Source organism: Microbispora sp. H10949, from assembly GCF_014161435.1.
GTDB lineage: Bacteria > Actinomycetota > Actinomycetes > Streptosporangiales > Streptosporangiaceae > Microbispora > Microbispora triticiradicis.
In genome coordinates this window covers 161,225-183,526 of record NZ_JABBWZ010000009.1, presented here as the reverse complement: position 1 = coordinate 183,526, position 22,302 = coordinate 161,225, and the positions used below count along the sequence as shown (strand labels likewise).

The window sequence follows — 22,302 nt, the reverse complement described above, 5'->3', positions numbered from 1 at the left end:
GACGCCCATGAAGGACATCGAGGAGCTCAACCAGGCGTTCTACAACGCCATCGAGGCGGGCGACCTCGACAGGATGTCGGAGATATGGATCGAGGACGTCCCGGGACGTCCGGCGCTGTGCGTCCACCCCGGCTGGCCCATGCTGAGCGGGCGGTCGGAGGTGCTGCGCTCGTGGGCGCTCATCATGGCCAACACGACGTACATCCAGTTCGTGCTGACCGACGTGCAGACCACCGTGCTCGGTGACGTCGCGGTCGTCACCTGCGCGGAGAACATCCTCACCGCCGCCGACAGCGACGAACCGGGTTTCGCCGCCGGCCGGGTCGTCGCCTCCAGCACCTATGTGCGGACCTCCGGGGGGTGGCGGTTGTGGCTCTACCACGGATCTCCGGTCCTGCAGAGCGACGACGAGGACGAGGAGGAGGACCAGGAGCAGTGAGCCGCGACGCGGTGCGGTTGACGGGGTTGCGGGCGCGCGGCAGGCACGGGTGCCTGCCGGCCGAGCGCGAGCTCGGCCAGGAGTTCGTGATCGACGTCTGCCTGCGTCTCGACACCGCCCCGGCGGCGGCGGCCGACGACCTCACCCTGACGGTCGACTACGGCGCGCTGGCACTGGAACTCGTCCGGATCGCGGAGGGCGAGCCGGTCAACCTCATCGAGACCCTCGCCGAGCGGCTGGCGGCGGCCTGCCTGGCCCACGACATGGTCGAGGAGGCGGAGGTCAGCGTGCACAAACCGGCCGCGCCCATCCCGCTGCCGTTCGACGACGTGGTGGTGACGATCAGAAGGGGGCGCGCATGAGGGTCGTGATCGCACTCGGCAGCAACCTCGGCCGCCGAATCGAGAACCTCCAGGGCGCCGTCGACGCGTTGTTCGACGCCCCCGGGCTCACGTTCGTGGCGGCGTCGCCGGTCTACGAGACCGAACCGGTCGGCGGACCCACCCAGGGCGCGTACCTGAACGCGGTGGTCGTCGCCGAGAGCATGCTCGACCCCCGCGCCCTGCTCGACCGGGCGCACAGCGTCGAGAACGCCTTCGGCCGTGAGCGCGCGGAGCGGTGGGGCCCCCGGACCCTCGACGTGGACCTGATCGCGGTCGGCACGCTGATGTCGGACGACCCAGAGCTCACCCTCCCGCATCCCCGCGCGCACGAGCGGGCGTTCGTCCTGGTGCCGTGGGCCCAGGCGGACCCCTCGGCGGTGCTGCCCGGGCGCGGGTCGGTCGCGGCCCTGCTGGCCGACCTGGACCAGAGCGGGGTGCGGCTGCGCACCGACCTCGTGCTCGAACCCCCGGCCTGACGAGGAGAGACCCCGCGTGAAGCCCAGCAATCCCGGCGTGCTCGTCGGTCTCGTGGTCGTGTTCGCCGTGATCACCTGGGGCCTGCTGCGGCAGTCCTACTCCGTGGTGCCCACACTGCCGTGGACCGCGGTGCCCACCGTGCTGCTGCTCGCGCTCGGTGAGGCGTACACGGGCTGGCTGACCCGGGCGAGGATCCTGCGCCGCCCGGACACCAAGCCCGTCGAGCCGCTCGCCGTCGCTCGACTGGCGGCGCTGGCCCAGGCCACCGCGTACGCGGGCGCGGCGTTCGCCGGGGTCTTCGCCGGTTTCGTCCTGCGTGTGCTGGACCTGCTCGACCTGGACAAACCCCGCCAGGACGCGATCGTCGGCGGCGGGTCGTTCGTGGCGTGCGTGATCCTGATCTGCGCCGCGCTCTTCCTCGAACACTGCTGCCGGGTGCCCGGCAAGCCCAACGGGGAGAGCTGACCCCTGCTTCCAGGCTGCCCGCCGGCCTACTTGTCGATGTCGCCGACCACGAAGAACATCGACCCGAGGACCGCGATCAGGTCGGCGACCGAGTGACCGGGCAGCATCTCGCGGAGCACCTGGACGTTGTTGTAGGAGGCGCTGCGCAGCTTGAGCCGCCAGGGGGTCTTCTCGCCGCGTGACACCAGGTAGTAGCCGTTGAGGCCGAGCGGGTTCTCCGTCCAGGCGTACGTGTGGCCCTCCGGCACCTTGAGCACCTTCGGCAGGCGCTGGTTGATCGGGCCGGGCGGCAGGTGGCGCAGCCGCTCCACGCAGGCGTCCGCCAGGTCGAGCGACACCTTGACCTGGTCGAGCAGCACCTGGAACCTCGCCTGGCAGTCTCCCGCCGAGCGGGTCACGACCTTCACGGGCAGCTCGCCGTACGCGAGGTAGGGCTCGTCGCGCCGCAGGTCGAAGTCCACCCCCGACGCCCGCGCGGCCGGGCCGCTCACGCCGTACTGCATGATCGTCTCACGGTCGAGCACGCCGACGCCGCGGGTGCGCGCCACGAAGATCTCGTTGCCCGTGACCAGCTCCTCGATGTCGGGCAGCCGCCGCCGGACGGCCGCCACGGCGGTGGTCACGCGGCCGAGCCAGCCCTCGGGCAGCTCCTCCTTCAGCCCGCCCACCCGGTTGAACATGTAGTGCATGCGGCCGCCGGAGATCTCCTCCATGACGTACTGCAGCGTCTCCCGCTCCCGGAAGGCGGGGAAGACCGGGCCGGCCGCGCCCAGCTCCAGCGGATGGCCGCCGAGGAACATCAGGTGGTTGAGCACGCGGTTGAGCTCGGCCAGCAGGGTCCTCGCCCACACCGCCCGCGGCGGGGGCTGCATGCCGATCATGCGCTCGACCGCGAGCACGACGCCCAGCTCGTTGGCGAACGCCGACAGCCAGTCGTGCCGGTTGGCCAGCACGATGATCTGCCGGTAGTCGCGCACCTCGAACAGCTTCTCCGCACCGCGGTGCATGTAGCCGACGATCGGCTCGGCGGCCACGATCCGTTCACCGTCGAGGACGAGCCGCAGCCGCAGGACCCCGTGCGTGGACGGATGCTGCGGCCCGATGTCGAGGATCAGGTCCTCCGTCGCGAGCCCTCCCGGCCGCACCGCGTCCGCCCCGGCCCCGATGCCCACCACTCGCTCGACACGCGGGCCGTCCTGCTCGGTCATACCGTCCATGCTTTCACGCCCGCCACCCACCGGCGAAAGCCACGGCAAGCCCGGCCACCCCGGATCCTCCGATCGTCCGGTCCCGCCCGCCCCGGCTGGCCGCTCGCTTGGTCCGATCACACAGTGGAGTTGCCCAAACCCAAAGAGCCGCGACCCGGCGACAGCTAGCCTGGCGTTCGAGTTAAGGCTAGCCTTGAATTCGGGGAGGTCTCTTCGGTGTGGACCGTGAAGGTCACGGATGAGTACGCCGCCTGGTTCAGGACACTCCTCAAGGAGGATCTCGGCTCGGCGACCCAGGTGGCTCAGGCTGTAGCCGCCCTGCGGGAGGAGGGGCCGGCATTGGGCAGGCCCCTCGTCGACCGGCTCAGAGGAAGCTCTCTGCACCATTTGAAGGAACTGCGTCCAGGGTCACGCGGGCGATCAGAGATCAGAATCATTTTCGCCTTCGACCCCACTCGGGCCGCGCTGTTGCTGCTGGGCGGCGACAAAGCCGGCAACTGGAACGGGTGGTATAAGGAGAACATCCCTCTGGCCATACAGCTTTACCTCGACTACGTCAGCGAGGAAGAGGAGTGAACATGCCGAAGAGGACACCGGGGGAATGGGCCGACCTCGAGCGGGAACTGCACGAGGCCGGCGTCTCCCCTTCGGTGATCGAGGAGGGTGCGAGGAAACTCCTCGCTGAGACCCGCGGTCGCCAGCTCGCCGAAGCGCGCAGGCAACTCGGGCTCGGCCAGAAGGACGTCGCGGCGGCGATGGGTCTGAGCGTTGCCCGCGTCTCGCAGATCGAGCATGGGGAGGTCACCTCCCTCGACGTGATCGCCCGCTATGTGGAGGCGCTCGGGGCCCGCCTCGACCTGGTCGTCGATTTCGGTGACCGGACGCTGCGACTGCCTGTCAGCGAGAAGTCGCTGGATGCCGCCTGAGCGGTCCCGCTGTCTCCCTGCGTGACGGCGGTCGGGGTCAGGCGGGGGCGATGTCGCGGAGGGCGGTGATGAGGCGGTCGACGTGCTCCTCGGTCGTGCCGATGCCGATCGAGGCGCGTACGGCGCTCACCGTGCCGTCCGCGCAGCCCTCGTCCTCGGCGCCGCCGAGGAGGTGGCGGACGAACGGGTGGGCGCAGAACTTGCCGTCCCTGACGCCGATGCCGTGCTCGGCCGACAGGATCTCGGCGACCTCCCGGGCCGGGCGGCCCTCCACGACGAACGACACGATCCCGACCCGCGGGTGGTCCGGGCCCCACAACGACAGTTCGCGTACGCCGGGGATCGCGGCGAGCCCGGCGCGCAGGCGGGCGAGCAGCCGCTCCTCCTCCCGCACCAGCGGGGTCCAGCCGGTCGCGGCGAGGGCGTCGCAGGCGGCGGCGAGCGCGACCGCGCCGAGCACGTTGGGCGTCCCCGCCTCGTGCCGCGCCTCGGGGTCGTCGCTCCACTCGGTGGTCTCGCCCACGGCTCGTACGGCTCCGCCGCCGCGCAGGTACGGGTCGGCGGTGGCGAGCCAGTCGGGCCGGCCGACGAGCACGCCCGCGCCGAACGGCGCGTAGAGCTTGTGCCCGGAGAAGGCGACGTAGTCGAGGTCGAGCGCGGCGAGGTTGAGCCCGCGGTGGGGGACGAGCTGGGCGGCGTCCACGGCGATCCGCGCGCCGTGCCGGTGCGCGATGTGCGCGAGCCCGGCGATCGGCCACAGCTCTCCGGTGACGTTGGACGCGGCGGTCACGACGAGCAGGGCCGGGCCCTCGATCGCCGCGAGGGCCTCGTCGGCGGCCCGGACGGCCTCGCCGGGGAAGGCGGGCGGCGCGAGCCGTACGACGTCGGTCCAGGGCAGCAGCGAGGCGTGGTGCTCGGTGCCGAACACGACGACCGTGGTGCCCTCGGGGAGGCTGCGGGCCAGCAGGTTCATCGCGTCGGTGGTGTTGCGCACGAAGACGAGGGCGTCGCCGGGGCGGGCGCCCACGAAGGCCCGCACGGTGTGCCTGGCCTGCTCGTACCGCTGGGTCGTGAGCTGCGAGGCGTAGCCCGCGCCCCGGTGCACGCTGGAGTAGGCCGGCAGCGCCGCCGCGACGGCGGCGTTCACCGGCTCAAGACAGGGCGCGCTCGCCGCGTAGTCGAGGTTCGCGTACGGCACGAGCCGGCCGCCCCGGACCGGGACCTCCAGGTCGGCGCCCACGACCACCGGTACGCGCACCGGCTCGGACACGGGGTTGGCGGGCTGCTGCGGGACGAAGGTGAGAGCGGACAACGCCAGGCCTCCTCGGGTCGGGGACCCCTGCCATGGCGTCGTACGGCGGAGCCCGCGCTTGCCCGGCACACCGCGTGCCGGGCCCGGTCCTCACCCGGGGCACCCCGCCGCGAGCGCGAGGGTTGCCGGCCAGCAAGCCGGGGCTTGACGCTGGCACTCATGACCTGAGCGCACTATAACCCGGAGAACCGGCGATCCGGCAAGTCCCCTGGTGAGAGGCGCTTTACCGTTATGGTGTCCAATGTGAGGTTTGATCCCTGGAATCCGGAATTCGTGGCTCACCCGTACGACGCCTACCGCGACCTGCGGGACAACGATCCGGTCAGCTTCTTCGAGCCGACCGGACAGTGGCTGGTCGCCCGGCACGCCGACGTCAACACGCTGCTGCGCGACCGCCGCCTGGGCCGGTCCTACCTGCACACGGCCACGCACGAGGAGTTCGGCCGGGAGCCCGAGCCGGACTTCCAGGAGCCCTTCTGGCGGGTGATCCGGGCCGGGATGCTCGACGTGGAGCCGCCGGTCCACACCCGGCTGCGCCGCCTGGTGTCCAAGGCGTTCACGCCCCGGATGGTCGAGTCGCTGCGCCCGCGCGTACGGAGGATCGCGACGGAGCTGACCGAGGGGCTGGTCGAGCGCGGCGGCGGCGACCTGCTGGCCGAGGTGGCCGAGCCGCTGCCCGTCACCGTGATCGCCGAGATGCTGGGCGTGCCGGAGGCCGACCGCCACCTCCTGCGCCCCTGGTCGGCCGACATCTGCGGGATGTACGAGCTGAACCCGTCGCCGGAGGTCCAGCACACGGCCGTACGCGCCGCGACGGAGTTCGCCGAGTACCTGCGCGGGCTGGCCAGGGCGCGCAGGGAGCGTCCGGGCGACGACATGATCTCCGCGCTGGCCCAGGTGGTGGACGACGGGGACCGGCTCACCGAGGACGAGCTGATCGGCACCTGCGTGCTGCTGCTCAACGCCGGGCACGAGGCCACGGTCAACGCCACCGGCAGCGGGTGGTGGGCGCTGTTCCGCAACCCCGGCGAGCTGGAGCGGCTGCGCGCCGATCCCGGCCTGATGCCGGCGGCGGTCGAGGAGCTGCTGCGTTACGACACCCCGGCGCAGATGTTCGAGCGGTGGGTGCTGGAGGACGTCGAGGCCGGCGGGGTGACGATCCCCCGGGGTGCGGAGATCGCGCTGCTGTTCGGCTCCGCCAACCGGGACCCCGAGGTCTTCGACGACCCCGACCGTCTCGACGTCGGCCGGGTGGAGAACCCGCACATCTCGTTCGGTGCGGGCATCCACTTCTGCCTGGGCGCGCCGCTCGCGCGGGTCGAGATGGCGGAGTCGTTCGGCGCGCTGCTGCGCCTCGCCCCCCGCCTGGAGCTCGCCGAGGAGCCGACCTGGAAGCCCAGCTACATCATGCGCGGCCTGGAGTCACTGAAGGTCGCCGTCTGACACGCTGACCGTGTGGTGGGTGACCGTGGTGTCGTAGCCGAGCAGGACGGCCTGGGCCGCGGGCTCGACGACGGCCGTCGCGGGGTCCTCCCCGGCGAAGCGGCGGATCGCGTCCATCGAGTCCCACAGGGTCATGACCTCGATCTCCACCCGGCCGTCGGTGTCGCGCCGCAGCAGGTAGGCGCCGCGGTGCCCGGCCACGCCGCGCAGGGAGGGCAGGACCGCCCCGGTGAAGTGCCGCTCGTAGCCGTCGGCGCCCTGCGGGGTCGCGCTCGCGCGCCAGATTCTCGCGATCATGATGTCTCCTCATCCACACCGGGACTGGCTGAGCCAGCCGAAGCTGCCGAGACCGGCGGGGTCGATGAGCTCGGCCTCCTGTGAGGCCCGGCCGAGCGCGCGTACGTAACCGGCGGGGTCGGCGGACGCGAGCGCGAGCGGCGGCCGGGCGCCGGTGACCCCCAGGTCGCGCAGGGCCTCCCGCTGCGTCGTGAGCGTGGTCGCCGCCGCGCCCGCCCGCTCGCCGGCCGCCGCGCAGGCGTCCAGCGCGACGTGGGCCGTGACGTCGCACGACCCGTCCGGCACGGCGGGCACCGGCGAGCCGTCGCGGTAGCCGGCCAGCGTGCCGAGGGCGGGGCGCCGCCCGGCGAGATGGGCGTAGTCCACGGCGACCGCCGTGCCGCGGGCCAGCCGCGCGATCACCCCGGCCCACGCCTCGTCGCGGGGGCGGCCGATCTCGGCGCGGTCCCCGACCGGGCCCAGCGGCCACCAGCGGTCCAGCCAGGCCAGGTCCTCCGGATCAGGGACGGGACCGGGCCGCTCCGCTCCGGTCGCCGGGTCGACGAGCACCAGCCGGGGGCCCACGGGGGTCGCCTCGGCGACGTCGAGGGGCACGTTGTCCAGCCATTCGTTGGCGACCACGAGCCCGGTGACCCCGTACGGGACCTCCGGCTCCCAGGCGACCCGGGGATCGAGGCCGCGGGGCCGGGGGGACAGGTCCACCGCGACGGCCCGCAGCCGCGCCGCGAGGTCCGGCGGTGCGGCGGCCACGACGCGGGCGGCCAGCAGGCCGTCGCCGCTGCCCACGTCCACGAAGTCGACCACGCCGGGGCGCCCGAGGGCCGCGTCGACCCGTTCCAGCAGGCGCAGCACCGCCTCGGCGAAGACCGGTGAGGCATGGACCGAGGTGCGGAAATGGCGGTCCGGGCGCTCCCGCAGGTAGAAGCCCTCCGCGCCGTAGAGCGCGCGCTCGACGGCCTCCCGCCAGGTCACCTCCACACCGCATCACGCTACCGACACGCACGGGCCGTGGCGAAAATCAGTCACATTCGTACCTGTAGCTCAACATAGGCCCGTTAGAAACGGGACAAACTCCGACCGTCGGGCCCGTCGTGGTCATGCTCGGCATGGCCTGATCCGTGAGGCACGACCTGGCACCGGGCCGGCGGGAGCGCCGCCGCTACGCTGAACCGAGGGGAGGCGTCATGGACACAAGTGACCGCCCGGCGCGGCTCGCCGTGGGAGTGCTCGGCGCGGGACGGGTCGGCTCCGTGCTCGGGGCCGCGCTCATGCTCGCGGGTCATCGTGTGGTGGCGGCCAGCGGCGTGTCCGACGCGTCGCGCCGCCGCGCCGCCGACCGTCTCGGCCAGGCGCTCAGCAGGCCGGAGGAGGTCATCGCCAGGTCCGAGCTCGTGCTGCTGACCGTGCCGGACGACGTGCTGCCCGGCCTGGTCTCCGGCCTCGCGGCCACCGGCGCCGACCTGCGCGGCAAGCTGCTCGTGCACGCCAGCGGCGCGTACGGCCTCGGCGTGCTCGACCCCGCCGCCGAGGCGGGGGCGCTGCCGCTCGCGCTGCATCCGGTGATGACCTTCACGGGCCGGAGCGACGACCTGACCAAGCTCAACGGCTGCTCGTTCGGCGTCACCGCGCCGGACATGCTGCGGCCGGTGGCCGAGGCGCTGGTCATCGAGATGGGCGGCGAGCCGGTGTGGATCGCCGACCAGGACCGGCCGCTCTACCACGCCGCGATCGCCGGCGCGGCCAACCACATGGTGACGCTCATCGCCGAGTCGCAGGAGCTGCTCGCGAAGATCGGTGTCGAGCATCCCGGCCGCATGCTCGGGCCGCTGCTCGGCGCGGCCCTCGACAACGTGCTGCGTCTCGGCATCGGCGGGCTCACCGGGCCGGTCGTCCGCGGCGACGCGGGCACGGTGCGCAAACACGTGGACGCGCTCATCCTGGCCGCCCCCGAGGCCGCGGACGCGTACGTGGCCCTGGCGCGGCTCACCGCCGACCGGGCGCTGGCGGCGGGGCTGCTCAAGCCGGAGGCGGCCGAACGCCTGCTGGACGCCCTGGGAGGGAACATATGGACGTGACCGTGGCCGCCGACCGGGCCGCCCTCGTCAAGGCGAGGGACTCTCTCGGGCCGGGAAGGATCGCCCTGGTCCCCACGATGGGGGCGCTCCACGAGGGCCACCGGTCGCTGGTCCGGCTGGCGCGTGAGCACGCCGACCACGTGGTGGTGAGCGTGTTCGTCAACCCCCTGCAGTTCGGTCCCCACGAGGACTTCTCCCGCTATCCCCGCACGTTCGACGCCGACCTCCGGGTGTGCGAGGAGGAGGGCGCGGGCGTGGTCTTCGCGCCCTCGGCCGAGGACATGTACCTGCCCGACCGGCAGGTGGAGGTCTCGGCGGGCGGCATGGGCGGGACGGCCGAGGGCGCCTTCCGCCCGGGCCACTTCGACGGCGTGCTGACCGTGGTGCTCAAGCTGTTCAACCTCGTGCGGCCGGACGTCGCGGTCTTCGGGCAGAAGGACGCCCAGCAGCTCGCGCTGATCCGGCGGATGACGGCCGACCTCGACGTCCCGGTGTCGATCGTGGCCGCCCCGACCGTGCGGGAGCCCGACGGGCTGGCGCTGTCGAGCCGCAACCGGTACCTCTCCGAGGACGACCGCCGTACGGCCCTCGCGCTGTCGCGGGCGCTGAGTGCCGGTGCGGCGCGGGCCCGGACCGGGCCGGCCGGGGTCCTCGACGCGGCCAGGGCCGTGCTGGAGGAGGCGGGCCGGTTCGACCCGCCGCTGCTGCTCGACTACCTGATCCTGGCCGATCCCGCGACGTTCGCGCCGGTGGGCGGCGACCACCGCGGCGAGGCGGTCCTGGCCGTCGCCGCCAAGGTGGGCACCACCCGCCTGATCGACAACATGGTGCTCACCCTGTAGGCGCGCGCAGGGTGAACCAGAAGGTGGGCACCGGGTTCGTGCCGGGTGTGGTGTCGACCAGCTCCCAGCCGCCGAACCGGGCACGGAGCTCGTCGGCGGTGACGCCGGAGAACGTGTCGTCGAACGCCCCGGGGCCGTACCCGAACATCAGCAGCCGTGCGCCGGGGGCGGCGCGGCGGGTGAGTCCGGCGACGTAGGCGTCGCGGCGGTGCGGCGGGATGCCGCAGTAACAGCTCAGGTCGAAGAACAGCTCGAAGGGGCCGGGCGCGTCCAGCTCGTCGAGCCTGGTGGCGTCTCCGTGCAGCAGCCGTACGTCCACTCCCGCCGCCTCCGTCCTCTCCCGGGCCAGCTCGATCGCGCGGCCGACCAGGTCGACGGCCACGACCTCCCAGCCGTGCCGGGCCAGATAGATCGCGTTGGTCCCGGTGCCGCAGCCGAGCTCCAGGGCGCGGCCGGGCGGCAGCGCATCGTGTCCCTCCCCGTGCCCCTCGACAAGGGCGACCAGCTCGGGCGGTGTGACGCCGGTGTCCCACGGCGGTTTCCCGGCGCGGTAGTACTCCTCCAGCGCTCGGCGCACCGCCTCCTCCTGATCCCGTCCGGCCTCGGCCCCGCCCGCGTCCCGGAGGGTGTTCGGCTTGTCCATCGGCTCTCGCTCCCCGTTCTTAGAGTTGAACTCTAGTGATGAACTCTAGAGATATACTCGCGCAATGGACACCGTCAAGCGGCCGGACAAACGGGCCGAGCGCTCACGCCGTACGCGGGAGAAGGTCATCGAGGCGGCGCGGGAGCTGTTCGTCGCGCAGGGCTACGGGGCGACGAGCCTGCAGGAGGTCGCCGACCGGGCGGGTGTGGCCGTTCAGACGGTCTACTTCGTCTTCGGCAACAAGCGCACGCTGTTCAAGGACGTCGTCGACACGTCCATCGCCGGGGACACCGAGCCGGTGGCCGTCATGGACCGTGAGTGGTTCCGCGCCGCCTGCGCCGAGCCCACCGCCGCCGGCCAGCTCCGCGCGCACGTGCGCGGCACCGGCGAGATCCTCGGCCGGGTCGCCCCGATCATGCCGATGATCGCGTCCGCCGGGGCCGCCGACCCGCAGATCGCCGCGCAGTGGCCCGACGGCCCCGACCCGCGCTACACCGTGCTGCACGCCGTGGCCCAGGCGCTGGCCGGCAAGCCCGACGCCCGCCCGGACGTCTCCGTCGCGATGGCCGCGGACCTGCTGTTCTGCCTGCTCAGCCCGCAGCTGTACCTGCTCTTCGTGCAGGACCGCGGCTGGTCGCGGGACAGGTGGGAGGAATGGGCGTACGCCACTCTGGCCGCCCAGCTCTGCACCGGCCCCGCGGCGCCCCCCTTCTAGGAGGGGGCGGGGCGGCACCACTCGGCGAGGGGCGTTATCGTCATTATGACGAAAGGGGATCCCCTCATGGTGGCGCTCGCACGCAGACTCACCGCCCCCGCACCCGGCTGGACCGTCGAGGCCGACGCGGTCGTGATCGGTTCCGGCATCGCCGGCCTCACCGTGGCACTGCGCCACGTCGAGCTCGACCCGCGGGCGCGGGTGCTCGTGGTCACCAAGGACGTCCTGTCGGCCGGGTCCACCCGCTGGGCCCAGGGCGGGATCGCCGCCGTCCTCGACCCCGAGGACACGCCCGACGAGCACCTCAGGGACACGCTCCTCGCGGGGGTCGGCCTCTGCGACGAGGAGGCCGTACGCGTCCTGGTCACCGAGGGCCCCGACGCGCTCAAGCGGCTGATGAGCCACGGCGCCGAGTTCGACCGGGACGTCGACGGCGGGCTCCAGCTCACCCGCGAAGGCGGCCACCGGCGCAACCGCATCGTCCACGCGGGCGGCGACGCGACCGGCGCCGAGGTGCAGCGGGCGCTGGCCGAGGCGGTGCTCGCCGAGCCCCGCATCGAGGTCATCGAGCACGCCCTCGCCCTCGACCTGCTCCTCGACGCCGAGGGTCACGCCTGCGGGGTCACGCTCCACGTGATGGGGGAGGGCGCCCGCGACGGCGTGGGCGCCGTACGGGCCGGGGCCGTGGTGCTCGCCAGCGGCGGCATGGGACAGGTCTACGCGGCCACCACCAACCCGGTCGTGTCCACCGGGGACGGCGTCGCGCTGGCCCTGCGGGCCGGCGCGGTGGTCAGGGACATCGAGTTCGTGCAGTTCCACCCCACGGTCCTGTGGCTCGGGGAGGGCTCGACCGGTCAGCAGCCCCTCGTCTCCGAGGCCGTGCGCGGCGAGGGCGCCGTGCTGATCGACGCGAGCGGCGAGCGCTTCATGCGGGGTGTGCACGAGCTGGCCGACCTCGCGCCCCGCGACGTGGTCGCCAAAGCGATCATGCGCCAGATGGCGCGGACCCGCGCCGACCACGTCTACCTCGACGCCACCCACTTCGGCGAGGAGAAGTGGCGCTCCAGGTTCCCCACGATCCTCGCCGTCTGCCGCGAGCACGGCATCGACCCCGTCACCGAGCCCATCCCCGTCGCCCCCGCCGCCCACTACGCGAGCGGCGGCGTGCGCACCGACCTGTACGGCAGGACCAGCGTGCCCGGCCTGTACGCCTGCGGCGAGGTGGCCTGCACGGGCGTCCACGGCGCCAACCGGCTGGCCTCCAACTCCCTGCTCGAAGGGCTCGTCTACGGCGAGCGCATCGCCGCCGACCTGGCCGCGCACGACCTGACGCCGCGCGAGGCCGCCGGACGGGACGACCGGCCGGAGGGGCTGGTGGACCCGCGTACCCGCGCCCGGATCCAGAGCCACATGAGCCGCGGCGCCGGGGTGCTGCGCGGCGACCGCAGCCTCGCGGAGGTCGCCCGCGCGCTCTCGGACGCCCGCTGGACCCCGGTCGCGGTCGAGCCCTGCACGGAGTCGTGGGAGGCGACCAACCTCCTCACGGTCGCGTCCGCGCTGGTCGCCGCGGCGACCGTACGCGAGGAGACGCGCGGCTCGCACTGGCGGGAGGACCACCCCGACCGCGACGACGCCCGCTGGCGGGCGCACATCGACATCGCCCTGACGGCGGAGGGACTGACCTTGACGTACACGCCCCACGAGGCCCTGCGGACCGAACTGGACGAGAACGGCCTCGACCCGGACGCCGTGCTCGGCCTCGTCCGCGCCGCCCTGGACGAGGACCTGGCCGGGGGACAGGACGTCACCTCGGTCGCCACGATCCCGGCGGACCAGCGCGCGGTCGCCGACGTGGTGGCGCGGAAGGAGGGCGTCGTCGCCGGCCTGGCCGTCGCCGAGGCCGTCTTCCGCCAGGCCGCCGGGGGCACCGAGGTCGAGCGGCACGCCGCGGACGGCGACCGCGTGCGCCCCGGCGACGTGGTGATGACCGTGCGCGGCGCCACCCGCGACCTGCTCACGCTGGAGCGCACCGCGCTCAACTTCCTCACCCACCTGTCCGGCGTCGCCACCCAGACCCGGCGCTGGGTGGACGCCGTCGAGGGCACCGGCGCCCGCGTGCGCGACAGCCGCAAGACCCTGCCGGGCCTGCGCGTCCTGGAGAAGTACGCCGTGCGGGCGGGCGGCGGCGTGAACCACCGGATGGGCCTGCACGACGCCGCGCTCATCAAGGACAACCACGTCGTGGCCGCCGGAGGCGTCGCGGAGGCCTTCCGCGCCGTACGGCAGGCCTTCCCCGGCCTGCCCATCGAGGTCGAGGTGGACCGGATCGACCAGATCGAGCCGGTCCTCGCCGAGGGAGCCGACGAGATCCTGCTCGACAACTTCACGGTGGACCAGCTCGCCGAGGCCGTACGCCTGGTGGCCGGCCGGGCGAGGCTGGAGTCGAGCGGCGGGCTGACCCTGGACGCGGCCCGCGCGGTCGCCGAGACCGGGGTCGACTACCTGGCGGTCGGCGCGCTCACCCACTCGGCCCCGGCACTCGACCTGGGTCTAGATCTTCGTGAGGCATAATCGGGGGATGCTGCTCACCATCGACGTCAGCAACACCCATACGGTGCTGGGCCTGTTCGAGGGTGAAGAGGTCATCGAGCACTGGCGGATCGCGACCGACTCCCGCCGCACGGCGGACGAGATCGCGGTGGTGCTGCAGGGGCTGCTCGGGCAGTCGCCGTTGCTCAAGGACGCCGACATCAGCGGCATCGCGATCTGCTCCACGGTCCCGTCGGTGCTCAACGAGATGCGGGAGATGTCCCGGCGCTACTACGGCGACGTCACGGCGGTGGTCGTCGAGCCGGGCGTCCGCACCGGCGTGCCGGTCCGGATGGACAACCCCAAGGAGGTCGGCAGCGACCGCATCGTGAACGCGCTCGCCGCCACCACCCTGTACGGCGGGCCCTGCGTGATCGTCGACTTCGGCACGGCGACCTCCTTCGACGCGGTCTCGGCCCGGGGCGAGTACGTCGGCGCGGTGACCGCCCCCGGCCTGGAGATCTCGGTGGACGCGCTGGCCACGGCCGGGGCGCAGCTCCACAAGGTCGAGCTGGTCCGGCCGAGGTCGGTGATCGCCAAGAACACCGTGGAGGCGCTCCAGTCGGGCATCCTCTACGGCTTCGCCGGGCTGGTCGACGGGATCGTGGACCGCATGACCGCCGAGCTGGCCGCCGACCCCGACGACGTTACCGTGGTCGCCACGGGCACCGGCGCGCCGCTCGTCATCGGCGAGGCCCGCACGATCGACGTGCACGAGCCCTGGCTCACGCTCATCGGCCTGCGGCTGGTCTACGTCCGCAACACGTCCTGACGACTCCCTCGGGTACGGGACCATAGAAGGCAGGATCCCGTTTCGAGAGGACTGACGTGATGGACGCCGACTGGGTGGCGCGTTTCGCCGATGAGGTCATCGCCGAGGCCGAACGGCGCGCACCGGGCAAACCCGTCGTCTGCGCGTCCGGCCTCAGCCCGTCCGGCCCGATCCACCTGGGCAACCTGCGCGAGGTCATGACCCCGCACCTGGTGGCCGACGAGATCAGGCGGCGCGGGCACGAGTGCGTGCACATCATCTCGTGGGACGACTTCGACCGCTTCCGCAAGGTCCCCGCGGGCGTCGACCCCGCCTGGAACGAGCACATCGGCAAGCCGCTGACCACCGTCCCGGCTCCGCCCGGCAGCGAGTACCCGAACTGGGCCGAGCACTTCAAGGCGCCGATGATCGCCGCGCTGGCGGAGATGGGCGTGGAGTTCCACGGCATCAGCCAGACCGAGATGTACACCTCGGGGGCCTACCGGGAGCAGGTGCTGCTCGCCATGCGGGAGCGGCGGCGGATCGACGCGATCCTCGACCAGTACCGCACCAAGAAGGCCAAGGCCAAGGAGGTCCTCGACGCCGACGAGGCCGCCGCCCTGGAGGGCTCGGGGGCCGCGAGCGAGGACGACGGCTCCGGCGCGGGGGGCTACTACCCCTACAAGCCGTACTGCTCGTTCTGCGACCGCGACCTGACCACGGTCACCTCGTACGACGACGAGACCACCGCGTTGTCGTACACCTGCGTCTGCGGGCACGGCGAGACCGTCCTGCTGTCCGAGCACACCCGCGGCAAGCTGGTGTGGAAGGTCGACTGGCCGATGCGCTGGGCGTACGAGGGCGTGGTCTTCGAGCCGTCGGGCGTCGACCACAGCTCGCCGGGCTCGTCGTTCGTCGTCGGCGGCCAGATCATCCGCGAGGTGTTCGGCGGGCAGCAGCCGATCGGGCCGATGTACGCCTTCGTCGGCATCAGCGGTATGGCCAAGATGAGCAGCTCCAAGGGCGGCGTGCCGACCCCGGCCGACGCTCTGTCGATCATGGAGCCCGCGCTGCTGCGCTGGCTGTACGCCCGCCGCCGTCCCAACCAGTCGTTCAAGATCTCCTTCGACCAGGAGATCCAGCGGATGTACGACGAGTGGGACACGCTGACCAGGAAGGTCACGGAGGGGACGGCGCTGCCGGCCGACCAGTCGGCCTACCGCCGGGCGTCGAGCACCGCGTCCGCGACGCTGCCCGACACGCCGCGCCGGCTGCCGTACCGGACGCTCGCCTCGGTGGTCGACATCGCGACCGGCCACGAGGAGCAGACGCTGCGCATCCTGCGCGCCTTCGACCCGGAGATCGGCGGGCTGGACGAGCTGCGGCCGCGGCTCGACCGCGCCCGGCACTGGGTGAACACCTACCTGCCCGCGGAGGAGCGCACGCAGGTGCGCGAGACGCCCGACAAGGAGCTTCTCGACACGCTCGGCGAGGCGGAGCGGGAGTCGCTGCGCCTGCTGCTCGACGGTCTCGACGACCACTGGTCGCTCGACGGCCTGACCACGCTCGTCTACGGCGTGCCGAAGGTGCTGGCCGGGCTGGAGATGGACGCCAAGGCGGCCACGCCGGAGCTGAAGGCCGCCCAGCGCGCGTTCTTCGCCCTGCTCTACCGGTTGATCGTCGGCCGCGACACCGGCCCGCGCCTGCCCACGTTGCTGCTGGCGGTGGGCCGCGACCGGATCCGCGAGCTGCTCGACGCGGGCCGCGCCGCCTGACCTCCCGCCTGGCCGGGCGCGCTCGCTCGCTGTGCTCAACGCCGTTCCGGACGTGTTCCGGAGGTGGGCGGCCGGGCCGGACGGCATCCCCGTCCGGCCCGGCCACTCGCCCCCGTCGCCTCACCCCGATCTGGTGCCGGGCGGGTCAGGGGGTCAGCACCAGGCGTCCGCGCACGCCGCCCCGGACGAGCCGCTCGTGGGCCTCGGCCGCCCGGTCCAGCCGGTAGACACCGGCGACCCGTGTCGTGAGCCGGCCCGCCTCGGCCAGCTTGACGACGTCCCTGAGCTGCGCCGCGTCGGCCCGGACGAACACCGTGGAGGCGCGGATTCCGCGCAGCGGGAGCGGGGCCTGCCCCGCGCCGACGGCGACGAACACGCCACCGCCCCGCACCGCGTCCAGCGCGGGCAGGCCGACGACGGCCGCGTCCACCACTCCGTCCACGCCGCCCGGGACGACGGCCCGTACGGCGCCGGCCAGATCGGCGCCCCGCGCGACGAACCACTCCGCGCCGAAGCCGCGGACCAGCGCCTCGTCTCCGGGCGCGGCGACGGCGACGACCCTGATGCCCCGCAGGGCCGCCAGCTCCACCAGATAACCGCCGAGGCCCCCGGCCGCCCCCGTCACGAGCAGGCTCTCGCCTTCGGCGAGCCCGGCGAGGTCGAGCGCCTGCACGGCGGTCAGTGTGTTGAGCGGCAGCGTCGCCGCCTCGATCGCGGGCATCCCCGCGGGCGCGGCCGCGACGGCGTGCTCGTCCAGCACGACCAGTTCGGCCTGGGCCTTGATCGGGTCCGTCAGCCGGTCCGACAGGCCGATGACCCGATCACCCGGGCCGGCCGCCGTCACCCCCGGTCCCACCCGGTCGACCACCCCTGCCACGTCCCAGCCCATGGCGTACGTGTCGAGCCGGGGCGTGAGTCCGTGATCGGGAAGGGCGCCGGAGACCGTGAAGAGGTCGATCGGGTTGACGGCCGCCGCCTCCACCCGGATCCGCACCTGTCCCGGCCCCGGCTCGGGCTCGGGCACCTCGGCCATCCGTACGACCCCGTCCCGCCCCACCAGTGCTCTCATGTGTCCTCCTCTCCGTTACGACAGGAGGCTATGGAGAGTTACTCTCTTGCGGTAAGTAGGCACCCGGAAGTGCGTAACGGAGGCGGAGGGAAGATCATGCCCACCCGGACGGCGGCCCAGCGGCGGGAGGAGGCGCGGCGGCGGTACGACGCGTACGTGGCGACCTGCCCGTCCCGGCAGTTGCTCGACGCGCTCAGTGACAAGTGGGTGAGTCTCGTGCTGACCGCGCTCGCCCGCGGGTCCCTCCGCTACAGCGAACTGGCGAGGACGATCGCCGGGGTGAGTCAGAAGATGCTCACGCAGACGTTGCGGACGATGGAACGCGACGGACTGGTCTCGCGTACGGTCACCCCGTCGGTGCCGGTACGTGTCGACTACCGGCTCACTCCCCTGGGCGAGAACCTGATGCCGCTACTGGAAGCGATCAAGAATTGGGCGGAGATCCACATGGAGGACGTGGAGGCCGCAAGGGAGGCCTATGACCGGCGGCCCGCCGCCGCACCTTGACGGCCTTCAGCAAAGGCGTTTACCGTCCCTGGAGGGTGGGCCGACGAATCATCGTCGTGGGGAGGGCGGACGATGGGTTATCCGGAGGTCGTCTACCGGGGTGAGGATCTCGCCTCGGACCTTGAGCGTGCCGGTCTCACCGAGGAGGACCTACTGCTGCTCGCCGAGCTCGCGAAGGGCGTCACCGCCGACCGGGTGGGCCGCAGCCTCGACGTCAGCGGCCGTACGGTGCGGCGGCGGCTGCGCTGCATCTGCGACCGGATCGGCGTGGCGACCGCCATCGAGGCCGTCGCCTGGGCCGCCCGCCGCCGTCTCATCTGAGCACGTCCCGAACTCGTCCGGCCGCGCGCGCGGGCGCGGCCGGTGAACGGTGGTCGTGCACGCCGATCATGCGTGTGATCAGTCGGCGACGCGCACGCCGCCCGCGAACGGCCGTCCGGCGATCTTCGCGATGTGGATGACGTCACCGGTGCGCGGCGCGTGGACCATGTAGCCGCCGCCGATGTAGAGGCCGACGTGGTGCAGGTCGGAGTAGAAGAACACGAGGTCGCCGGGGCGGAGCTGGTCGCGGGAGATGTGCGTGCCGGCCGTCCACTGGTCGCCCGTGTAGTGGGGCAGGCTGATGCCGACGGACTGGTAGGCGGCCATCACCAGGCCGGAGCAGTCGAACGAGCGCGGCCCTTCCGCGCCCCAGACGTACGGCTTGAGCTGCTGCGCGAGGGCCCAGCGCGCCGCCTGGGCGGCCTTGCCGCCCCCCACGATGGGGAACGACATCTTCCTGCGCGTCTCCGTGCCGACCTCTCGCGAGACCTGCCGGTAGAGGCTGCTCTCGGTCTTCTTGATCAGCTTCGTGATCTTGTCGCGCCGCGAGTCGAGGCCGTCCAGCAGCTTCCTGACCTCGCTCTGGCGGGCGGCGGCGCTGGACTTGGCCCGCGCGGCGGCGTCCATCGCCTTGCTGACCTCCGCGACCTCCTGGCTCTGCTGTAACTCCAGCGCGTACGTCGTGGAGGCCTGGTCGAGATACTGCCGCGGGTCCGTGGACTTCACGAGCACCAGGGCGTTGCCGAGCCCGTTGGTCATGTAGGAGTGCTGGGCGAGGGCGCTCGCCCTCTGCCGGCGGGTCTCCAATTCGGCCTCGCTCTTGGCGAGGTTCTTCTTGGCGAGATCGGCGGACCGCTCGGCCGCCTTCAGACGCACCCGCTCGCCGTTGTACTGCTCGGTGAGTGTCTCGATTTCGCTGTAGAGGTCCTCCACCTCCGCGGCGAGCTCCTTGAGGCTCGGCTTCGGGTCGGCGGTCGCGCGGACCACCGGAGCGCCGAATGTGACCGCGGCGAGCGCGACTCCGACGAAGGTGAACCGCCGGATGGCACCCGGACCGGCCGGGCCGGATCCGGGCCGTCGGCGACGGGCGTGCCTGCCCGCCTGCCGTCCTCCACGCATGCGCAACCGAGCTCCTCTCCCATAGGTGCCCCCGCACCGGCCGGCGTCGTCGTGACGGGTCGTGCGGCTGGGCACTGCCGAGCGCCTGCCGGGTTAGCTGACGGGTTCGGGCCGGAGCAGCCCTACCTTGCGGATTCACCCCTGGACGATCTGAACCTGAACCGATCCTGATCCCATGGATTGGGTCCCCGGCTCCTCTCCGCACCCGGCCCCCGACAGGGTTCGGGCACCGGCGCTTCGAGGATTCGGCGCCCGATCGTCGAGATCGCTCACGACGATCGGCATCGTCGCTGGACGATAGTGCACCCTGAGTTGTTGCTCAACCAGAACTCGCAAACCCGTCTACGTTTGACAACCAAATGATCACGCTAGGGTCACGGGTTGATCAGTGATACCGGCTGGTCTACCTGGGTTTGTGGTGCTTTGGTGACGTATGAGGTGCTGGTCGGAAGCAGAGAAAATCGATGCGCGGCCAGACGTGCGTCACGGGGTCCGATCCGGCGTCGATCCGTATTCCGGTGGCTACAGAACGTCAGGCGCGATGTCGGACGGACTGTTTGGGGTTGACCGTAAATCGGAGCCGCCTTCGCCGATCCGCGCGCGACGGGCGAGGGGGACGGCGGGAGGGGCACTAGGCTGGCCGTTCATGGAGCAGGTCGCCGCACAGACACCGAGCGGATCCGGCGCCAGGGGCGTTATGGTGCGCCGGGCCAGGACCCCGGACGTCAGGGCGATCCGCCGCCTCGTCGACGCGTACTCGGGCGTCGGGCCGCGCCTGCTGAAGAAGAGCACGGTCACGCTGTACGAGGACGTCCAGGAGTTCTGGGTCGCGGAGATCGGCGGAGAGGTCGTCGGCTGCGGCGCGCTGCACGTGCTCTGGGAGGACCTGGCCGAGATCAGGACCGTCGCGGTGGATCCGGCGGTGCGCGGTGGAGGCGTCGGCTACCGGATCGTCGCCTCGCTCATCGACGCCGCGCGCGGCCTCGGCGTACGCAGGGTCTTCTGCCTCACGTTCGCCGTGGAGTTCTTCGCGCGCCATGGTTTCACCGAGATTCAGGGCACCCCCGTGTCCCCCGAGGTGTACGCGGAACTCCTCGCGTCGTACGACGAAGGCGTCGCCGAGTTCCTCGACCTGGAGCACGTCAAGCCGAACACACTGGGCAACACGCGAATGCTGCTGCATCTCGATCGCCATTGAGTCATAATGCCGACATTGGTGGCTGATCTTGACGGTCATGGTCAGTCGCTGCAAAGGTGACTGTTGATACGCGTGTCGCTACTTTTGGCGGTATCAGCGTGTGCTACTGAGATGCGGCGCATGCGTCTTCGAAACGAGGTGACACGGTGAGCACCGGACAGCCGCCGTACCCCCAGGACGAGTCGGACGGGTCGCCACCGCCGCCTTCGAACCACGGGTACAACCCGGACAGACCTTCCCAGGACTACGACCCCGAGGCCACGGTCGTCGGCTATCGGGCACAGCAGACGGGCCCGCAGCAGGCTCCCGGCCAGACCCCCGGCCAGGACTCGGGCCAGGGCGGATACGGTCAGCAGCAGTACGGCCAGCCTTCGCAGGGCGGGTACGGCCAGCAGGGTTATGGCCAGGACACCGGCCCGCAGGGCTATGGCCAGCAGTACGGTCAGCAGACCCCGCAGCAGGGCTATGGTCAGCAGCAGTACGGCCAGTCCTCGCAGGGCGGGTACGGCCAGCAGGGCTACGGCCAGGACACCGGCCCGCAGGGGTACGGCCAGCAGGCTCCGCAGCAGGGCTATGGTCAGCAGCAGCAGTACGGCCAGTCTTCGCAGGGCGGGTACGGCCAGCAGGGTTATGGCCAGGAGACGGGCCCGCAGGGCTATGGCCAGCAGTACGGCCAGCAGGCCCCGCAGCAGGCGTCGCAGCAGGGCTACGGCCAGCAGTACGGTCAGCAGGCTCCGCAGCAGGGCTACGGCCAGCAGCAGTACGGCCAGTCCTCCCAGGGCGGGTACGGCCAGCAGCAGGGTTACGGCGAGCAGCAGGGCCAGCCGACGGGCGGCTACGGCCAGCAGTCGCAGGGGGGTTACCAGCAGTACGGCCAGCAGACCGGCCCCCAGGCATCCGGCTCGCAGGCGTACGGCCAGCAGGGCTACGAGCAGCAGGGGTACGGCCAGCAGGCTCCGCAGCAGGGCTATGGTCAGCAGCAGTACGGCCAGCAGCAGTACGGCCAGCCCGGCTACGGCGGCGGGCAGGCCACGCCGGGGTACGGCCAGCCCGCCTACGGGCAGTCGTACGCGCCGCAGGGGGCGATCCCGCCCGGCGCGCCGGCCCCGCTGGCGGAGTGGTGGCAGCGCCTCGTCGCCCGGCTGATCGACGGTGTCGTCGTCGGGATCCCCTACATGATCCTCAGCGCCGTCATCGGGGGCCTGGTGTTCACCGCCGCCAGCATCGACCCGACGACCGGCGTCACGACCCTGGAGAGCGGGGCCTTCCTGGCCGCGCTGCTCGTCGCCGTGCTGGGGGGCGTCGTGATGGCCGTCTACGAGTTCTTCATGCTGCGCTCACGCGGGCAGACCCTCGGCAAGATGGCGATGGGCATCAAGGTCGTCCCGGTCGGCGGAACGCTGACCGCGGCGGGGCTGCCCCAGGACGCGGCGATGAAGCGCGCCGGAGTGCTCTTCGCCTTCCAGTTCCTGTCGTGGATTCCCTTCATCAAGTACCTCGCGAACCTGGCCGCCCTTCTCAACGTGCTCTGGCTGCTGTGGGACAAGCCGCTGCAGCAGGCTTTGCACGACAAGGTCGCCAACACCGTGGTGGTCAAGGTCAAGTAATGACCGCGGACGGGGCCGATGGCGTGGACCATCGGCCCCGTTTTTCGTATGGCGTGACGGTTCCGGGCGTCGACGGCGCCTGCTCCGGAAAATTCGGTAACGGGACCACCCGGACATGCCATGCTTGGCGGACCGGCGGAC

General features: G+C 72.1%; 24 protein-coding genes and 2 riboswitches. Of the genes, 17 read left to right on the top strand and 7 right to left on the bottom strand.

Annotated features, from left to right (window positions below):
* The first annotated feature begins 7 nt into the window (after positions 1-7).
* From HHX40_RS23925 to HHX40_RS23910, 4 genes are read left to right on the top strand one after another with little or no spacing between them, the layout of a single operon-like run.
* The gene (locus HHX40_RS23925) at positions 8-439 is read left to right on the top strand and encodes a nuclear transport factor 2 family protein (RefSeq protein ID WP_111701853.1); all 432 of its coding nucleotides are present in this window, start codon (positions 8-10) and stop codon (positions 437-439) included.
* Positions 436-801, top strand: a complete 366-nt coding sequence (gene folB / locus HHX40_RS23920; RefSeq protein ID WP_111701851.1) for a dihydroneopterin aldolase — start codon at positions 436-438, stop codon at positions 799-801. Before HHX40_RS23925 ends, folB begins: the two co-directional genes overlap by 4 nt.
* Complete coding sequence (folK, locus tag HHX40_RS23915; protein WP_111701849.1) at positions 798-1,298, top strand: 2-amino-4-hydroxy-6-hydroxymethyldihydropteridine diphosphokinase; 501 nt, start codon at positions 798-800, stop codon at positions 1,296-1,298. The genes folB and folK overlap by 4 nt, the downstream gene beginning before the upstream one ends.
* Positions 1,299-1,314: 16 nt before the next feature.
* Positions 1,315-1,764 (top strand): DUF3180 domain-containing protein, encoded by a 450-nt coding sequence (locus tag HHX40_RS23910; protein ID WP_111701847.1) that lies wholly within the window; start codon positions 1,315-1,317, stop codon positions 1,762-1,764.
* Between the two features lie 26 nt (positions 1,765-1,790).
* Here the strand turns inward: HHX40_RS23910 and HHX40_RS23905 are convergent, their stop codons facing one another.
* Entirely contained in the window at positions 1,791-2,972 is a 1,182-nt protein-coding gene (locus HHX40_RS23905; RefSeq protein ID WP_111701845.1) for an NADH-quinone oxidoreductase subunit D, read from the bottom strand.
* A gap of 225 nt (positions 2,973-3,197) precedes the next feature.
* On the opposite strand from HHX40_RS23905, the gene HHX40_RS23900 reads away from it, so the two are divergent.
* Positions 3,198-3,548: a type II toxin-antitoxin system RelE/ParE family toxin gene (locus HHX40_RS23900; RefSeq protein ID WP_310738249.1), complete on the top strand. Its 351-nt coding sequence runs from the start codon at positions 3,198-3,200 to the stop codon at positions 3,546-3,548.
* 2 nt (positions 3,549-3,550) lie between these two features.
* Complete coding sequence (locus tag HHX40_RS23895; RefSeq protein WP_182882401.1) at positions 3,551-3,898, top strand: helix-turn-helix domain-containing protein; 348 nt, start codon at positions 3,551-3,553, stop codon at positions 3,896-3,898.
* Between the two features lie 37 nt (positions 3,899-3,935).
* On the opposite strand, the gene HHX40_RS23890 is transcribed toward HHX40_RS23895, so the two are convergent.
* On the bottom strand, positions 3,936-5,210 hold the full coding sequence (locus HHX40_RS23890; RefSeq protein ID WP_220499493.1) for an aminotransferase class V-fold PLP-dependent enzyme: 1,275 nt from the start codon (positions 5,208-5,210) through the stop codon (positions 3,936-3,938).
* Between the two features lie 49 nt (positions 5,211-5,259).
* A riboswitch (SAM riboswitch) is annotated at positions 5,260-5,375 on the bottom strand.
* A 78-nt stretch (positions 5,376-5,453) separates the two neighbouring features.
* On the opposite strand from HHX40_RS23890, the gene HHX40_RS23885 reads away from it, so the two are divergent.
* Positions 5,454-6,653, top strand: a complete 1,200-nt coding sequence (locus tag HHX40_RS23885) for a cytochrome P450 (RefSeq protein ID WP_310738248.1) — start codon at positions 5,454-5,456, stop codon at positions 6,651-6,653.
* Here HHX40_RS23885 and HHX40_RS23880 read toward each other — a convergent pair.
* Entirely contained in the window at positions 6,633-6,950 is a 318-nt protein-coding gene (locus HHX40_RS23880; RefSeq protein WP_182882399.1) for an antibiotic biosynthesis monooxygenase family protein, read from the bottom strand. The genes HHX40_RS23885 and HHX40_RS23880 overlap by 21 nt on opposite strands.
* Before the next feature lie 9 nt (positions 6,951-6,959).
* Positions 6,960-7,928: an SAM-dependent methyltransferase gene (locus HHX40_RS23875; RefSeq protein WP_182882398.1), complete on the bottom strand. Its 969-nt coding sequence runs from the start codon at positions 7,926-7,928 to the stop codon at positions 6,960-6,962.
* 206 nt (positions 7,929-8,134) lie between these two features.
* On the opposite strand from HHX40_RS23875, the gene HHX40_RS23870 reads away from it, so the two are divergent.
* On the top strand, positions 8,135-9,025 hold the full coding sequence (locus HHX40_RS23870; protein WP_111701837.1) for a Rossmann-like and DUF2520 domain-containing protein: 891 nt from the start codon (positions 8,135-8,137) through the stop codon (positions 9,023-9,025).
* Positions 9,016-9,867, top strand: a complete 852-nt coding sequence (gene panC, locus HHX40_RS23865; RefSeq protein WP_182882397.1) for a pantoate--beta-alanine ligase — start codon at positions 9,016-9,018, stop codon at positions 9,865-9,867. The genes HHX40_RS23870 and panC overlap by 10 nt, the downstream gene beginning before the upstream one ends.
* Here the strand turns inward: panC and HHX40_RS23860 are convergent.
* Positions 9,857-10,510, bottom strand: coding sequence for a class I SAM-dependent methyltransferase (locus HHX40_RS23860; RefSeq protein ID WP_182882396.1), 654 nt, complete (start codon positions 10,508-10,510; stop codon positions 9,857-9,859). The genes panC and HHX40_RS23860 overlap by 11 nt on opposite strands.
* A 64-nt stretch (positions 10,511-10,574) precedes the next feature.
* Between HHX40_RS23860 and HHX40_RS23855 the strand changes: the two genes are divergently transcribed.
* The 4 genes from HHX40_RS23855 (at position 10,575) to lysS (ending at position 16,340) form a co-directional block, all read left to right on the top strand.
* Entirely contained in the window at positions 10,575-11,225 is a 651-nt protein-coding gene (locus tag HHX40_RS23855; protein WP_182882395.1) for a TetR/AcrR family transcriptional regulator, read from the top strand.
* A gap of 66 nt (positions 11,226-11,291) precedes the next feature.
* A complete protein-coding gene (locus HHX40_RS23850; RefSeq protein ID WP_182882394.1) occupies positions 11,292-13,796 on the top strand; it encodes an L-aspartate oxidase in 2,505 nt (834 codons plus the stop codon).
* A gap of 7 nt (positions 13,797-13,803) precedes the next feature.
* Positions 13,804-14,586 (top strand): type III pantothenate kinase, encoded by a 783-nt coding sequence (locus tag HHX40_RS23845; protein ID WP_182882393.1) that lies wholly within the window; start codon positions 13,804-13,806, stop codon positions 14,584-14,586.
* Between the two features lie 59 nt (positions 14,587-14,645).
* The gene (lysS, locus tag HHX40_RS23840) at positions 14,646-16,340 is read left to right on the top strand and encodes a lysine--tRNA ligase (RefSeq protein ID WP_182882392.1); all 1,695 of its coding nucleotides are present in this window, start codon (positions 14,646-14,648) and stop codon (positions 16,338-16,340) included.
* A 145-nt stretch (positions 16,341-16,485) separates the two neighbouring features.
* On the opposite strand, the gene HHX40_RS23835 is transcribed toward lysS, so the two are convergent.
* The gene (locus tag HHX40_RS23835) at positions 16,486-17,409 is read right to left on the bottom strand and encodes an NADP-dependent oxidoreductase (protein ID WP_182882391.1); all 924 of its coding nucleotides are present in this window, start codon (positions 17,407-17,409) and stop codon (positions 16,486-16,488) included.
* Between the two features lie 96 nt (positions 17,410-17,505).
* Between HHX40_RS23835 and HHX40_RS23830 the strand changes: the two genes are divergently transcribed.
* Together HHX40_RS23830 and HHX40_RS23825 are read left to right on the top strand one after the other, a co-directional pair.
* Positions 17,506-17,916: a winged helix-turn-helix transcriptional regulator gene (locus HHX40_RS23830; RefSeq protein ID WP_182882390.1), complete on the top strand. Its 411-nt coding sequence runs from the start codon at positions 17,506-17,508 to the stop codon at positions 17,914-17,916.
* A 72-nt stretch (positions 17,917-17,988) separates the two neighbouring features.
* Positions 17,989-18,237, top strand: a complete 249-nt coding sequence (locus HHX40_RS23825; RefSeq protein ID WP_111701819.1) for a LuxR C-terminal-related transcriptional regulator — start codon at positions 17,989-17,991, stop codon at positions 18,235-18,237.
* A gap of 78 nt (positions 18,238-18,315) precedes the next feature.
* Here HHX40_RS23825 and HHX40_RS23820 read toward each other — a convergent pair whose 3' ends face one another.
* Complete coding sequence (locus HHX40_RS23820) at positions 18,316-19,356, bottom strand: NlpC/P60 family protein (RefSeq protein WP_182882389.1); 1,041 nt, start codon at positions 19,354-19,356, stop codon at positions 18,316-18,318.
* A 67-nt stretch (positions 19,357-19,423) separates the two neighbouring features.
* Positions 19,424-19,577: riboswitch (cyclic di-AMP (ydaO/yuaA leader) on the bottom strand.
* A gap of 425 nt (positions 19,578-20,002) precedes the next feature.
* On the opposite strand from HHX40_RS23820, the gene HHX40_RS23815 reads away from it, so the two are divergent.
* Both HHX40_RS23815 and HHX40_RS37855 read left to right on the top strand, forming a co-directional pair.
* Positions 20,003-20,554: an amino-acid N-acetyltransferase gene (locus HHX40_RS23815; protein ID WP_182877843.1), complete on the top strand. Its 552-nt coding sequence runs from the start codon at positions 20,003-20,005 to the stop codon at positions 20,552-20,554.
* Positions 20,555-20,700: 146 nt separating this feature from the next.
* Positions 20,701-22,161, top strand: coding sequence for an RDD family protein (locus tag HHX40_RS37855; RefSeq protein WP_182882388.1), 1,461 nt, complete (start codon positions 20,701-20,703; stop codon positions 22,159-22,161).
* Positions 22,162-22,302 lie beyond the last annotated feature (141 nt).

What these genes read in the sequence shown, in the direction of transcription:
- HHX40_RS23925 (WP_111701853.1), top strand. Translation starts at nt 8, where the DNA reads ATGAAGGACATCGAGGAGCTCAACCAGGCGTTCTACAACGCCATCGAG.
- folK (WP_111701849.1), top strand. Translation starts at nt 798, where the DNA reads ATGAGGGTCGTGATCGCACTCGGCAGCAACCTCGGCCGCCGAATCGAG.
- HHX40_RS23905 (WP_111701845.1), bottom strand. Translation starts at nt 2,972, where the DNA reads ATGACCGAGCAGGACGGCCCGCGTGTCGAGCGAGTGGTGGGCATCGGG.
- HHX40_RS23895 (WP_182882401.1), top strand. Translation starts at nt 3,551, where the DNA reads ATGCCGAAGAGGACACCGGGGGAATGGGCCGACCTCGAGCGGGAACTG.
- HHX40_RS23880 (WP_182882399.1), bottom strand. Translation starts at nt 6,950, where the DNA reads ATGATCGCGAGAATCTGGCGCGCGAGCGCGACCCCGCAGGGCGCCGAC.
- HHX40_RS23870 (WP_111701837.1), top strand. Translation starts at nt 8,135, where the DNA reads ATGGACACAAGTGACCGCCCGGCGCGGCTCGCCGTGGGAGTGCTCGGC.
- panC (WP_182882397.1), top strand. Translation starts at nt 9,016, where the DNA reads ATGGACGTGACCGTGGCCGCCGACCGGGCCGCCCTCGTCAAGGCGAGG.
- HHX40_RS23860 (WP_182882396.1), bottom strand. Translation starts at nt 10,510, where the DNA reads ATGGACAAGCCGAACACCCTCCGGGACGCGGGCGGGGCCGAGGCCGGA.
- HHX40_RS23855 (WP_182882395.1), top strand. Translation starts at nt 10,575, where the DNA reads ATGGACACCGTCAAGCGGCCGGACAAACGGGCCGAGCGCTCACGCCGT.
- HHX40_RS23850 (WP_182882394.1), top strand. Translation starts at nt 11,292, where the DNA reads ATGGTGGCGCTCGCACGCAGACTCACCGCCCCCGCACCCGGCTGGACC.
- HHX40_RS23845 (WP_182882393.1), top strand. Translation starts at nt 13,804, where the DNA reads ATGCTGCTCACCATCGACGTCAGCAACACCCATACGGTGCTGGGCCTG.
- lysS (WP_182882392.1), top strand. Translation starts at nt 14,646, where the DNA reads ATGGACGCCGACTGGGTGGCGCGTTTCGCCGATGAGGTCATCGCCGAG.
- HHX40_RS23835 (WP_182882391.1), bottom strand. Translation starts at nt 17,409, where the DNA reads ATGAGAGCACTGGTGGGGCGGGACGGGGTCGTACGGATGGCCGAGGTG.
- HHX40_RS23830 (WP_182882390.1), top strand. Translation starts at nt 17,506, where the DNA reads ATGCCCACCCGGACGGCGGCCCAGCGGCGGGAGGAGGCGCGGCGGCGG.
- HHX40_RS23825 (WP_111701819.1), top strand. Translation starts at nt 17,989, where the DNA reads ATGGGTTATCCGGAGGTCGTCTACCGGGGTGAGGATCTCGCCTCGGAC.
- HHX40_RS23820 (WP_182882389.1), bottom strand. Translation starts at nt 19,356, where the DNA reads ATGCGTGGAGGACGGCAGGCGGGCAGGCACGCCCGTCGCCGACGGCCC.
- HHX40_RS23815 (WP_182877843.1), top strand. Translation starts at nt 20,003, where the DNA reads ATGGAGCAGGTCGCCGCACAGACACCGAGCGGATCCGGCGCCAGGGGC.